Raw genomic sequence first — 13,022 nt, forward strand, 5'->3', positions numbered from 1 at the left:
AAGCGGGCCGTAGTTGAGGCTGCAATCAGCGTTTTCAGCTCAGTGCTTCAAGCACCTTGCCGGTGATCGCGTCGACCGAGCCGACGCCCGGGATGTGGCTGTACTTCGGCTTGCCATGAGCAACAGACAACTTCTGATAGAAGTCCACCAGCGGCTTGGTCTGGGAATGGTAGACCGACAGGCGATGACGCACGGTTTCTTCCGTATCGTCCTTGCGCTGCACCAGTTCTTCGCCAGTCACGTCGTCCTTACCGGCGACCTTTGGCGGGTTGTAGACGGTGTGATAGACACGACCGGACGCTTCGTGAACGCGACGCCCGGCAATACGCTGGACGATTTCCTCGTCATCGACCGCGATCTCGACAACATGGTCGAGCTCCACGCCAGCGCTCACCAGGGCTTCAGCCTGAGGGATCGTGCGTGGGAAGCCATCGAACAGGAAGCCGTTGGCGCAGTCGGCTTGAGCAATGCGGTCCTTGACCAGCGCGATGATCAGGTCATCCGACACCAGGCCGCCGGCATCCATGATGCTCTTGGCCTGAACACCCAGTGGGGTACCAGCCTTGACCGCGGCGCGAAGCATGTCGCCAGTGGAGATTTGCGGGATACCGAATTTTTCGGTGATGAACTTTGCCTGAGTACCTTTACCGGCCCCGGGAGCTCCCAGCAGAATGACGCGCATCGATGTGCTCCTCAATTTTTTTATGTAAAACGCTCGGATTCGCCTCGTGGGGCCAATCTTCGAAAAACTTGATCGTGACCGCCCAAACGGCCAAAGGCTGATCAAGATACACAGCGGGCCCGACCCACACAAGCCGCCGAAAGTCGGAGTAACCCGCGCCGCACGCGACCTTCGTAGGGGGTAGTGGGAGTCGCAAGCGGACAACAAACTGTCGCCTGGTCGACCTCCCTGCCCCTGCAAACAGCTACGCCCGGACAGGCCGGGCGTGCTGTTTTTTAGCCCTCCGGGAGATTAGCCGGTGTTGCGCAAACCGGCGGCAATCCCTGCCACAGACACCAGCAACGCCTGTTCCACAGGGCTGCCCTGGGCCACGTCCTGCTGCCGCGAACGTGCCAGCAGCTCGGCCTGCAACAGGTGCAGCGGGTCGAGGTAGGTATTGCGCAGGCGGATGAATTCCAGCGTGTCTGGGCTATGTGCCAGTAGCTGCGACTGGCCGGTCAGGCCCAGGACCACCGAACAGGCCTGCGACAATAGGTCGCGTAAATGCTCGCCCAAAGGCAGCAACGCTGGTTCCACCAGACGCTCATCATAGGACTGGGCAATATCGGCGTCGGCCTTGGCCAGGACCATCTCCAGCATGTCGATGCGGGTGCGGAAGAACGGCCATTGCTCACGCATCTGCCCGAGCAGTTCGCCCTCGCCGCGCTCCAGCGCCTTGCCCAGGGCGGTTTCCCAACCGAGCCAGGCCGGCAGCATCAACCGGGTCTGGGTCCAGCCGAAAATCCACGGGATCGCCCGCAGGCTTTCGATACCGCCGGCGCGACGCTTGGCCGGACGGCTGCCCAAGGGCAGGCGGCCCAGTTCCTGTTCCGGCGTGGACTGGCGGAAATACTCGACGAATTGCGGATTTTCGCGCACTACGGCCCGGTAGGCATTGACCCCGTCGGCAGCCAGTTCATCCATCAGATGCCGCCATTGCGGGGTTGGCGGCGGTGGTGGCAGCAAGGTCGCTTCGAGCACTGCGGCGAGGTAAAGATTGAGGTTCTGTTCGGCGATGTCCGGCAGGCCGAATTTGAAACGAATCATTTCGCCCTGTTCGGTAGTGCGGAAACGTCCGGCCACCGAACCCGGCGGCTGGGACAGGATCGCCGCGTGCGCCGGGCCGCCGCCACGGCCGACGGTGCCACCGCGGCCATGGAACAACAGCAATTCGACTTGCTGCTCGCGGCAGATGTCCACCAGACGCTCCTGGGCGCGGTATTGCGCCCAGGCTGCCGCCGTGGTCCCGGCGTCCTTGGCCGAGTCGGAATAGCCGATCATCACTTCCTGGGGACCTTGCAGGCGCGAGCGATAACCCGGCAGCAACAGCAGGCGTTCGATCACCGGCCCGGCGTTGTCCAGGTCGGCGAGGGTTTCGAACAGCGGCACTACGCGCATCGGCCGCAATACGCCGGCCTCCTTGAGCAGCAACTGCACCGCCAGCACATCGGAAGCCGCGCCGGCCATGGAAATCACATAAGAGCCCAGGGACGCTGCCGGTGCCGCCGCAACCTCGCGGCACGTGGCCAGGACTTCCGCCGTATCGGCCGACGGTTTGAAGTAAGGCGGCAACAAGGGCCGGCGATTATTCAGTTCGCCCAAGAGGAAACCGATGCGCTGCTCTTCGTCCCATTCCTCGTAACGCCCCAGCCCGAGGTATTCGGTGATCTCGGTCATCGCCGCCGTGTGCCGCGTCGAGTCCTGGCGCACGTCGAGGCGCACCAGGAACAGGCCGAAAGTCACCGCGCGGCGCAGGCAATCGAGCAACGGCCCGTCGGCAATCACGCCCATGCCGCACTCATGCAGGGACTGGTAGCACAACTCCAACGGATCGAGCAGTTCACGGTTGTCCTGCAGCACCTCGGCGGTTGCCGGCGTCGCGCCTGTCAAGGAGGCCTGGGCCCAGTTGCGCGTGGCTCGCAGGCGTTCGCGCAATTGCTTGAGCACCGCGCGATAGGGCTCGGCGCTGTCACCGGCCTGGGCGCGCAAAGCCTCGCTGGCTTTCTGCATGGACAAGTCGGCGGCCAGATGGTCGACGTCGCGCAAATACAGGTCCGCCGCCATCCAGCGCGCCAGCAGCAACACCTCGCGAGTGACCGCGGCGGTGACGTTCGGGTTGCCGTCCCGGTCGCCGCCCATCCACGAGGCAAAGCGGATCGGCGCGGCCTCCAGCGGCAGGCGCAACCCGGTGGCGGCATGCAGGGCCTGGTCAGCCTTGCGCAGGTAATTGGGGATGGCGTGCCACAGTGAATGCTCGATCACCGCGAAGCCCCACTTGGCCTCGTCCACGGGCGTCGGGCGGGTCCGGCGAATCTCTTCGGTGTGCCAGGCTTCGGCGATCAACCGTTGCAAGCGTTCGTGGATCTGCGCGCGCTCGGCACTGGTGAGGTCGCGATGGTCCTGGGCGGCCAGTTGCGCGGCGATCGCGTCGTATTTCTGGATCAGCGTGCGCCGGGCGACTTCCGTGGGATGCGCAGTGAGCACCAGTTCGATTTCCAGCCGGCCTAATTGCCGCGCCAGCGCTTCGGCGCCATGGCCTTCGGCTCGCAGGCGCGCCAGCAGCTCGGGCAGCACGCGTGCTTCGAACGGCGCCGGCCTGGATTCTTCGCGGCGGTGAATCAGCTGGTATTGCTCGGCGATATTGGCCAGGTTGAGGAACTGGTTGAACGCCCGCGCTACCGGCAGCAACTCGTCCTCGCTCAACTGGTTGAGGCTGGCGCTCAGTTCCGCATCCATCGAACCGCGTCGGTCAGCCTTCGCGCCTTTGCGAATCTGCTCGATCTTGTCGAGAAAGGCGTCTCCGTACTGGTCGCGAATGGTATTGCCCAGCAGCTCGCCGAGCAGGTGGACGTCCTCGCGCAAGCGGGCATCAATATCGGTCATCAGCAGGTCTCCAGCAAAAAGGTCCGGACAGCTTTGTAGGAGAGAGTGCCGATGCCGGTCGCTTATGACAAGCGACGAAGGGACTTTAAACCTTGTCAGCCAAAGCTAGTCTCATGGGTAAGCCACACAACGGCTTGTCACTGTCGCGCCCGCCACGAGCGGGTCCATTGAGGCGCCATCATGAAAATCCGTGAACTTGCTCAGCACTGGGAAGAAAACGCCAAGGGTCACCTGACCCAGACCGGTTATACGATTCATCTGGATGTAGAAGCCGCCGCACGCCTGGCGGCGATCTGCGACATGTACCCCAAGCGCCAGCCCGAAGAACTGCTCGGCGAATTGATCGGCGCGGCGCTGGAGGAGCTGGAAGCCAGCTTCCCCTACATCAAGGGCGCGCAGGTCGTGGCCACCGATGAAGAAGGCGACCCGCTGTACGAAGACGTCGGTCCGACCCCGCGATTTCTCGCCTTGTCCCGTCGTCATTTGCGCCAACTCTCCTCGCAAAACGACAAGTCCAAGCACTGATACCCTCTCCCCGCATCGCGCTATCCCGGCACCGCTACCGAGTTTTTGGTGCCGGAATACCGCTGCCCGCCTTGAAAGTTCAGCTTTTTGGCAGCTGACCGATCAGTCAGCATTTCTTTTGGCGATTGGCCATCCTTACCTGAACTTTTGAAAAACGCCTCGGGTCACACCGAGTAACCATACTGGAACGGTCGTTTAAATAAACGCGCCCTGGCGCCAGCGCCAAAACAGACGTCACGGCTTCGGTCCCAGCATGGATTAGTGTTTTTTCAGGAGTTTTCCAATGGAGTTGAAGCCTATGAATACCTGCACTGCCAAACCCTCATCCACTGGCTTGCGCGGCCTGAAGTTGGCTGCCCTGGCTATCGGTAGCAGCTTCATCCTGGCCGGTTGCGCCGGCAATCCACCTTCGGAGCAATACGCGGTCACGCAATCGGCGGTCAACAGCGCCGTAAGCGCGGGCGGCACCGAGTTTGCCGCGGTAGAAATGAAATCGGCCCAGGACAAACTCAAGCAGGCCGAGATCGCCATGCACGACGAGAACTACGAAGAGGCCAAGCGTCTGGCCGAACAGGCCGAATGGGATGCGCGCGTTGCCGAACGCAAGGCCCAGGCAGCCAAGGCCGAACAGGCCCTCAAGGATTCCCAGAAAGGGGTTCAGGAACTGCGTCAGGAAGGCATGAACAAGGTTCAGTAACCCTGTTCGAGCCACGACGTATTTCTCATTGATAAAAGGACGACAGACTATGACGCACAAACATTTCATGATGCCCGCCCTGCTTGCCGCCTGCGTAGCCCTGGCCGCTTGCTCCCACGACCCGAACGCGAACCTGGAACAGGCCCGTACCAACTACAACGGCCTGCAGGCCGACCCGGCGGCCACCAAGGTCGCGGCCCTGGAAACCAAAGAGGCCTCCGACTTCCTGGCCAAGGCCGACAAGGCCTACCTGGACAACGAAGACGAAGCCAAGGTTGACCAACTGGCCTACCTGACCAACCAGCGCGTCGAAGTGGCCAAGCAGACCATCGCCCTGCGCAACGCTGAAGCCGAGCTGAAAAACGCCGGTGACGAACGCGCCCGCGCACTGCTCGACGCCCGCAACGCGCAGATCAAGCAGTTGCAGGACAGCCTCAACGCCAAGCAGACCGAGCGCGGCACGCTGGTGACCTTCGGTGACGTGCTGTTCGCCACCAACAAATCCGACCTGCGCGCCAGCGGCATGACCAATGTGAGCAAACTGGCGCAGTTCCTCCAGGAAAACCCGGATCGCAAGGTGATCATCGAAGGTTATACCGATAGCACCGGTTCGGATTCCTACAACCAGTCGCTGTCCGAACGCCGCGCCAGCTCCGTGCGCACCGCCTTGGTAAAAATGGGCGTCGACCCGGCCCGCATCGTGACCCAGGGTTACGGCAAGGAATTTCCGGTCGCCGACAACACCAGCGTCTCGGGCCGTGCCATGAACCGTCGCGTGGAAGTCACTATTTCCAACGACAACCAGCCAGTCGCCCCGCGCTCGACCATGAGCGCCAACTGATCGGCTGACTGCAACGCAAAAGCCCCGCCTGACTTCAATCAGGCGGGGTTTTTTATTGGCTGAATATTTTTTAGCTGACCATGCCCCTGTGGGAGCGAGCCTGCTCGCGAAGACGGTCATCCAGTCGATACATCTGTCGACTGAGCTAGCGCTTTCGCGAGCAGGCTCGCTCCCACAGGAAATCGAATCGGTTACGGTTGCAGCTTCTGCGGCGTCTCCTGCCCCATGCACCGCACCGCGCGTTTCTTCTCGTTGATCAGCACACCGGTCAGGCCTTTCTGCTCGGTGTCGAACAGCACCAGTACCCCATCAATGCATTGGGCGACCTGGGGCGCCGGCTCCAGGGCGACTTTATAGTCTTCGCCCGGCACGGTCTTGAGCATGGTGAACTGGTTGAGCAGCAACGCATCCTCGGGCTTGGCGAAATGCAGATAGCCGTAGTACCAGAGCGCCGCGACGGTGCCGAGAATGCTGCAGATACCGGTGATGATCAGGGGGATGGCGTTGCGTTCTTCGCTCATTGCGGGTTCTCGGATGATTCAACGGAAGATTTCGGGTAGTTCGGCACCTCGCCCAGGCGGCGCAAGCCATCGAAGTGCTGGGGATCGTCGAGGTAGCGCAGCATCACGGTTCGCCAGGTCGGGTCGGCGAAAGTCTGCACGTGGCCGCCCCGGGTCAGTTGCAGGACCCGGGGCGGCGGCGCAGCTTGATACAAGCGGATGCCGTTGGAAAGGGGCACGATGGGGTCGTCAAGGCTGTGGTAGATCAGTTTCGGCACGCCGTTCAATTGTGCGATCGAGCCAATGGCGCTGTCGCCGTCCGGCACCAGCCACGACAGCGGCACCTGCAACGCCCAGGTCAGCCAGGAAGTGCTCAGGGCAAAACGTCCGACGTCGCGATAGCTGGCGGGCACGCCATCAAGCACCAACGCCTTGAGCTGCTGTTGACGCTGAGGATGCTCCACCAGGTAATGCACCGCCAGCGCGCCACCCAGGCTCTGGCCGAGCAGCACCAGCGGCTTGCCTTGGACCTCGGGCGATTGGTCGAGCCATTTGAACGCAGCGTCGATGTCCCGGTAGATCGCCGGCAGGCTCGGCTCGCCCTCGGACACCCCATAACCCCGGTAATCGACCATCAGCACTTGATAACCCTGCTCCGGCAACCACCAGCTCCCGCCGAGGTGCCAGGACAGGTTGCCGCCGTTGCCGTGCAAATGCAGCACCGTGCCCTTGACCTCGACACCCGGCTTCACCGGCAGCCACCAGCCACGCAGCTTCAGGCCATCAGCCGTGGTCAGGGTGACGTCGCGGTATTCGAGCTTGGCCCGCTGCGGCGTGAACGGCAGTCCGCGTTCGGGGTAGAACAGCAGGGAGCTGCAGCCACTCAGGGCCAGCAGCAGGCAAATGATGCCGAGGGTTCGCATCCGGTGAAGCCTCGCAAAAATCAGAAGTTATACGCAGCCCCCCTGTGGGAGCGAGCCTGCTCGCGAATGCGGTTGAACATTCAACATCAATGTTGACTGCAATACCGCTTTCGCGAGCAGGCTCGCTCCCACAGGGATGGGGTGTGCTCAAAGAATGTTCGAATAGTCCGCTTCGATCCGGTCCAGGCTCAGGTGGTTCAAGAAGTTGGAGAAGCACATCCAGGCCGACAAGGCGTTCATGTCGCGAAACTGCTCCGGAAGGTATTTGGGCGGCACGACCAGGCCCTCATCCACCAACTGGCGCAGGGTGCGCATATCCTCCAGGGTGGTCTTGCCACAGAACAGCAGCGGCACCTGCTCCAGCTTGCCTTTGCGCACGGCCAGCTGAATGTAGTTGTAAACCATGATGAAGCCCTTGAGGTAGGACAAGTCTTTGGTAAATGGCAGACCGGTCGGCACCGAGCCACGGAAAACGCGACTGGCGTTGCCGTAGCTTTCGGCCATTTCAAAACCCTGTTCGCGGAAGAACTCGAAGACCTGCAGGAAGTCGGCCCCCTCCTCCACCATATGGATGGCGCGGGTGCGGTTGGTGAGTTTGCGCAGGCGACTCGGGTAGGAGGCGAAGGTGATGATTTCCATCAGGATCGCCAGGCCTTCCTGGGTCACCGTCGACGAGGGCGGCCCCTTGGACAGGAAGGTGCAGATCGGCTGGTTCAAACCATTGAGGGTGGTGCCAACATGCACCAGTCCCTCATGGACCTCCAAGGCGCGCACATCCCGCTCGTTGAACATCGCGTCGGTGCGGATCTTGATGTAGTCGGCACCCGCCGCCGCGTCGGCGACGATACCATCGGACTCGAATACGCGAATGGTTTCCTCGGCCTCGCCAAACACCCGGTTGAGGCGATGCTGCAACAGGCTGACGGCCTCCTTGGCACTGAGCACCTTGGGCTCGTCCTTGAGGTCGCCACGGCCATCGATGTTGTTCAGGTAGTCGGAGAGCATCAGGCCCAGGTCGGCCAGGGTCGGGTCACCAGCGTGGAAGGCATCGGAAGCGGCGCCGTACAGTTCCTGGGAAATCAGCCCGAAGTCCTCGGTGCCGCGCGCTTCGAGCATGCGCACCACCATGCGGTACTCCTTGCACATGCGCCGCATGATCTGGCCCACCGGGTTGAACTGCCCAAGCTGGCGAGTGATGTCGCGCTCGATGTTCTGGAACTCCAGCTTCACTTTGCTGGAATCGAAGGACAGTGGCCGGTTGAGGTAATAATCACGGTCCACCGCAGGCATTTCCTTGCCCTTGGCCTTGAGAAACCCCTTGCGGATGCTCTCGTCCCACTTCACCGCGTCGAGAATGCGAATCGGCGTTTGCGCCAGCACAATGCGATCGGACAAGGTGCGTATCGTCTGCTGGTAATCGTCCACCCGAAACTCCTGTGAAAAACGTCCGCTTGTAGCCGTTATTGGGATTTGCTCAGTCGCTGGTAGCGTACGGCTTCCGAGAACACATCGGAATTTGCCGGGTCGTCGAGGTAGCTGAAAACCTTGTTCATGTCGCTGTCCACCAGCACGCCATCACCCTCCTCGCTCTGGTTTGGCTGGCCGCTGAGGAGCTGCTGGCCGATGGCCTGGTTGATCTGTTCCATGTCCAGGTTGTAGACCACCAGTTCCTGCTTGTCGGTCAGTTCGAAACCGGCGATGACGAAATGGCCGCCGAAGCGCGCCGGCACCTTGGCCGACAAATACCAGCGATTGCCGTGGCGGGAGACGGTCAGGGGAATGGCTTCGCGCTCCTGAGGCCTGGCCCTGAAATAACTGACGGCCTGGTAGCGATGCTTGCCGACCTCCGTCAGCTCCAGGTTCACCGGCTCGCCCCAGGCGTTGGTGCTGGTCCAGTGGCCGAGCAGGCCCTTGGGCGCGGCTTCGCTGTCGGGCAACGGCGCCTTGAACGACACCAGGCAGCCACTGAGCAGCAGCAACGACACGGCCAGTGCAACGGCACGCCAGGCTTTCATTGGAACTCCCTATGGCTTCAGCGTCTTGTCTTCCGTGGCGAGGGAGCTTGCTCCCGCTTGAGTGCGCAGCGCTCACAAAGAGGGGCCGCTGCGCAGCCCAGCGGGAGCAAGCTCCCTCGCCACAGGGGACCGTAATAACCCCCCAGGGTCACACCGACGCCAGTACCAAGTGCATGTAACGGGTCAGGATGCCGAGCATGTCTTCTTCAGCTACCGGCTCGGCGCCATTGAGCAAGCCCTGATATTCCATCCGTCCGATAATCGCCGTCAACACTTTGGCATCCTGTTGTGGCTCGCGGGAGCCCAGGACCTGGAAAAACTGACAGGTGCCGTGCAACAAAATCTGCTGGTGAGAACGCACCAACACCGCCAGGCGCGGGTTGAGCAGCGCTTCCTGGCGGAAGGCCTGTTCGGCCATCAGGTAGTCGCGACGACTATGCAATTGATGCTGCACGTAGTCCGCCGTCATCCGCGCGATGTCGTCCGCCAGTTGCGAGCGCGACGCGGCGCTGCCATCCCCGTAGGCGACCATCTCGCGCAGCAGGCCTTCATTATTGGTCCACAGCTTGGCCATGAACGCCGCGCTGCGTTCCACGTACTGGGCGAAGGTGTCGGTGAGCAGGTCGTCGATGTCCTTGAAATAATAAGTGGTGGCCGACAGCGGCACGCCCGCTTCGGCGGCCACCGCGCGGTGGCGCACCGCACGCACGCCATCGCGCACGACAATGCGCATGGCCGCGTCGAGAATCTCCTGGCGACGCTGTTCACTGCCCTGTCGGCTGGCCTTGCGACCCTGGTACTGAACACTTTCAGCGACAGCAGTGGCGACGCCCGCTGCACCTTCTGGAGCCATTGCACGATTCACGACAGGTCTTTCCTCGCTATTTCAGAAGTAACCAATTGATACGTTTGTACCAGACAGGCATTAAAAAGCCGCCCATCGAGGCGGCTTTTTAATTGAAACACTTACGCTTGGGGCCGCATGTGCGGGAACAGGATGACATCCCGGATCGACGGTGAGTTGGTCAGCAACATCACCAGGCGATCGATACCAATGCCTTCGCCAGCCGTCGGTGGCATGCCGTACTCCAGGGCGCGAACGAAGTCGGCGTCGTAGTGCATGGCTTCGTCGTCACCGGCGTCCTTATCGGCCACCTGGGCCATGAAGCGCTCGGCCTGGTCTTCCGCGTCGTTGAGCTCGGAGTAGGCGTTGGCGATTTCACGGCCGCCGATGAACAGTTCGAAACGGTCGGTCACGCTCGGGTTCTCGTCGTTGCGACGGGCCAGCGGCGACACTTCGAACGGGTACTGGGTGATGAAGTGCGGCTGCTCCAGCTTGTGCTCGACCAGTTCTTCGAAAATCATCACTTGCAGCTTGCCCAGGCCTTCGAAGCCAAGCACCTTGGCGCCGGCCTTCTTGGCGATGGCACGGGCCTTGTCGATGTCCTGCAAGTCGGCCGCGGTGATTTCCGGGTTGTACTTGAGGATCGAATCGAACACCGACAGGCGCACGAACGGCTCGCCAAAGTGGAACACCTTGTCGCCGTACGGCACGTCGGTGCTGCCCAAAATCAACTGTGCCAGCTCGCGGAACAGTTCTTCGGTCAGGTCCATGTTGTCGTTGTAATCGGCGTAGGCCTGGTAGAACTCGAGCATGGTGAACTCGGGGTTGTGCCGGGTCGAAACGCCTTCGTTACGGAAGTTGCGGTTGATCTCGAAGACCTTCTCGAAACCACCGACCACCAAGCGCTTGAGGTACAGCTCCGGCGCGATGCGCAGGAACATTTCCATGTCCAGGGCGTTGTGGTGGGTTTCGAACGGCTTGGCCGCCGCGCCACCCGGAATGGTCTGCAGCATCGGCGTCTCGACTTCCAGGAAGTCACGCTTCATCAGGAAGCTGCGGATGTGCGCGATGACCTGCGAGCGCACGCGGAACGTGTGGCGCACGTCTTCGTTGACGATCAGATCGACGTAGCGCTGGCGGTAACGCTGCTCGGTGTCGGTCAGGCCGTGGTGCTTGTCCGGCAGCGGGCGCAGGGATTTGGTCAGCAGGCGCACGCTGGTCATTTCGACGTAGAGGTCGCCCTTGCCGGAGCGGGCCAGGGTGCCTTCGGCGGCAATGATGTCGCCCAGGTCCCAGGTCTTGACGGCGGCCAGGGTTTCTTCCGGCAGGGTCTTGCGGTTGACGTAGACCTGGATGCGACCGGTCATGTCCTGGATCACCAGGAACGAACCACGGTCGAGCATGATACGACCGGCAACCTTGACCGGAATCGCCGCCTCGGCCAGCTCTTCCTTGGTCTTGTCCGCGTACTTCTTCTGCAAGGCATCGCAGTACGAATCGCGGCGGAAGTCGTTGGGGAAGGCCTGGCCCTTGGCGCGCTCGGCAGCAAGCTTTTCCTTGCGCAGGGCGATCAGGGAGTTTTCTTCCTGTTGCAGGGCTTGCGGGTCGAGTTCTTGGTCGCTCATGTCTTTAAGGTTTCCATCACAGGTTCGTTGCCCCCGGCCCGGGCCGGAGTCTGCCGGCGAGCCGCGCTTCGAAAGCGTGCCCGCCCGCCACGTGGGTGTCGCGTTACAGCCCTTGCTTGAGGCTGGCGATCAAATATTCATCGATGTCGCCGTCGAGCACCTTGTCGCAGTCGCTGCGTTCAATGCTGGTGCGCAGGTCCTTGATCCGCGAAGCGTCGAGGACGTACGAGCGGATCTGGTGACCCCAGCCGATATCGGACTTGGTGTCTTCCAGGGCCTGGGACGCCGCGTTGCGCTTCTGCACTTCCTGCTCGTACAAACGCGCCCGCAGCATTTTCATCGCGGTGTCTTTGTTCGCGTGCTGGGACCGTTCGTTCTGGCAACTGACCACGGTGTTGGTCGGTACGTGGGTGATCCGTACGGCCGAGTCGGTGGTGTTTACGTGCTGGCCACCGGCCCCGGAGGAACGGTAGGTGTCGATACGCAGGTCGGCCGGGTTGATCTCGATCTCGATGTTGTCATCGATTTCCGGCGAGACGAATACCGCCGAGAACGAGGTGTGCCGACGGTTGCCGGAGTCGAACGGGCTCTTGCGCACCAGGCGGTGCACGCCGATCTCGGTACGCAGCCAGCCAAAGGCGTACTCGCCCTTGATGTGCACGGTAGCGCCCTTGATCCCGGCGACTTCACCGGCGGACAGTTCCATGATGGTTGCGTCGAAACCGCGTTTGTCGGCCCAGCGCAGGTACATGCGCAGCAGGATATTGGCCCAGTCCTGGGCCTCGGTGCCGCCGGAGCCGGCCTGGATGTCCAGGTAGGCGTTGTTCATGTCCATCTCGCCGCTGAACATGCGGCGGAACTCCAGCTTGGCCAGGTTCTCGTCCAGGCGTGTCAGCTCGGCGACCACATCGCCGACCGCGCCTTCGTCGTTTTCCTCTACGGCCATGTCCAGCAGGTCGCGGCAATCGGCCAGGCCGCTGGACAATTCGTCCAGGGTCTCGACGATCTGCGCCAGCGCAGAACGCTCGCGGCCCAGTTCCTGGGCGTAGGAAGGGTTGTTCCAGACATTCGGATCTTCAAGCTCGCGATTGACTTCAGTCAGACGCTCATGCTTTTGATCGTAGTCAAAGATACCCCCGAATAGTTTCGGAGCGCTCGGACAGGTCCTTGATGGTGTTCAGGATCGGGTTGATTTCCATGGCGGGCAGCACTCGTTGGCGAACTTTTGAAAGCCGGCGAGTATAACGTAATCAAGCGTCGGCGGCAGCCCGCCTGGCGGCTTTAGGGGGAATGAGATTGAGCGTACGGCCCTGTGGCGAGGGAGCTTGCTCCCGCTGGGTTGCGCGGCAGCCCCAAAACGGCCCCCTCAATCGACCTGGCACACCGAGCCAACTGGTTTAAGGGCCGCTGCGCGCCCCAGCGGGAGCAAGCTCCCTCGCCACAAAAGC

The 13,022-nt window shown here is 61.9% G+C and carries 12 protein-coding genes; 3 read left to right on the plus strand and 9 right to left on the minus strand.

Annotated elements, in window-relative coordinates; translation table 11 throughout:
• Positions 1 to 34: 34 nt before the first annotated feature.
• Both adk and ppc read right to left on the minus strand, forming a co-directional pair.
• Entirely contained in the window at positions 35 to 682 is a 648-nt protein-coding gene (gene adk, locus J3P97_RS21575; RefSeq protein ID WP_434672730.1) for an adenylate kinase, read from the minus strand.
• Positions 683 to 973: 291 nt separating this feature from the next.
• Positions 974 to 3,604 carry a phosphoenolpyruvate carboxylase gene (ppc, locus tag J3P97_RS21580; RefSeq protein ID WP_434572072.1) on the minus strand — a complete coding sequence of 877 codons (2,631 nt, stop codon included), beginning with the start codon at positions 3,602 to 3,604 and terminating at the stop codon, positions 974 to 976.
• A 180-nt stretch (positions 3,605 to 3,784) separates the two neighbouring features.
• Here ppc and J3P97_RS21585 point away from each other — a divergent pair, with 180 nt between their 5' ends.
• The 3 genes from J3P97_RS21585 to J3P97_RS21595 all read left to right on the plus strand — a co-directional run bounded on the left by J3P97_RS21585 (position 3,785) and on the right by J3P97_RS21595 (position 5,667).
• Positions 3,785 to 4,129 carry a pilin assembly protein gene (locus J3P97_RS21585; RefSeq protein WP_434572070.1) on the plus strand — a complete coding sequence of 115 codons (345 nt, stop codon included), beginning with the start codon at positions 3,785 to 3,787 and terminating at the stop codon, positions 4,127 to 4,129.
• 283 nt (positions 4,130 to 4,412) lie between these two features.
• Positions 4,413 to 4,826 (plus strand): DUF4398 domain-containing protein, encoded by a 414-nt coding sequence (locus J3P97_RS21590; protein ID WP_014336761.1) that lies wholly within the window; start codon positions 4,413 to 4,415, stop codon positions 4,824 to 4,826.
• A gap of 49 nt (positions 4,827 to 4,875) precedes the next feature.
• Entirely contained in the window at positions 4,876 to 5,667 is a 792-nt protein-coding gene (locus J3P97_RS21595) for an OmpA family protein (protein WP_305499061.1), read from the plus strand.
• Positions 5,668 to 5,858: 191 nt separating this feature from the next.
• Here the strand turns inward: J3P97_RS21595 and J3P97_RS21600 are convergent, their stop codons facing one another.
• The 7 genes from J3P97_RS21600 to prfB all read right to left on the minus strand — a co-directional run bounded on the left by J3P97_RS21600 (position 5,859) and on the right by prfB (position 12,773).
• Complete coding sequence (locus tag J3P97_RS21600) at positions 5,859 to 6,188, minus strand: hypothetical protein (RefSeq protein WP_305499060.1); 330 nt, start codon at positions 6,186 to 6,188, stop codon at positions 5,859 to 5,861.
• Positions 6,185 to 7,090: an alpha/beta hydrolase gene (locus J3P97_RS21605; RefSeq protein WP_434572068.1), complete on the minus strand. Its 906-nt coding sequence runs from the start codon at positions 7,088 to 7,090 to the stop codon at positions 6,185 to 6,187. Before J3P97_RS21605 ends, J3P97_RS21600 begins: the two co-directional genes overlap by 4 nt.
• A gap of 147 nt (positions 7,091 to 7,237) precedes the next feature.
• Positions 7,238 to 8,515, minus strand: a complete 1,278-nt coding sequence (locus tag J3P97_RS21610) for a flavohemoglobin expression-modulating QEGLA motif protein (RefSeq protein ID WP_014336757.1) — start codon at positions 8,513 to 8,515, stop codon at positions 7,238 to 7,240.
• A gap of 35 nt (positions 8,516 to 8,550) precedes the next feature.
• Complete coding sequence (locus J3P97_RS21615; RefSeq protein ID WP_434672731.1) at positions 8,551 to 9,105, minus strand: hypothetical protein; 555 nt, start codon at positions 9,103 to 9,105, stop codon at positions 8,551 to 8,553.
• A 148-nt stretch (positions 9,106 to 9,253) separates the two neighbouring features.
• The gene (locus J3P97_RS21620; RefSeq protein WP_434572066.1) at positions 9,254 to 9,970 is read right to left on the minus strand and encodes a TetR/AcrR family transcriptional regulator; all 717 of its coding nucleotides are present in this window, start codon (positions 9,968 to 9,970) and stop codon (positions 9,254 to 9,256) included.
• 101 nt (positions 9,971 to 10,071) lie between these two features.
• On the minus strand, positions 10,072 to 11,574 hold the full coding sequence (lysS, locus tag J3P97_RS21625) for a lysine--tRNA ligase (RefSeq protein WP_305499056.1): 1,503 nt from the start codon (positions 11,572 to 11,574) through the stop codon (positions 10,072 to 10,074).
• A gap of 103 nt (positions 11,575 to 11,677) precedes the next feature.
• Positions 11,678 to 12,773 (minus strand): peptide chain release factor 2 gene (prfB, locus tag J3P97_RS21630; RefSeq protein WP_095963568.1). Its coding sequence is split into 2 segments (ribosomal slippage): positions 11,678 to 12,700 and positions 12,702 to 12,773, totalling 1,095 coding nucleotides; the frame shifts between segments, so codons are not numbered across the junction.
• Positions 12,774 to 13,022 lie beyond the last annotated feature (249 nt).

Origin of the sequence: Pseudomonas sp. R1-15, from assembly GCF_051132085.1 — a bacterium.
GTDB lineage: Bacteria > Pseudomonadota > Gammaproteobacteria > Pseudomonadales > Pseudomonadaceae > Aquipseudomonas.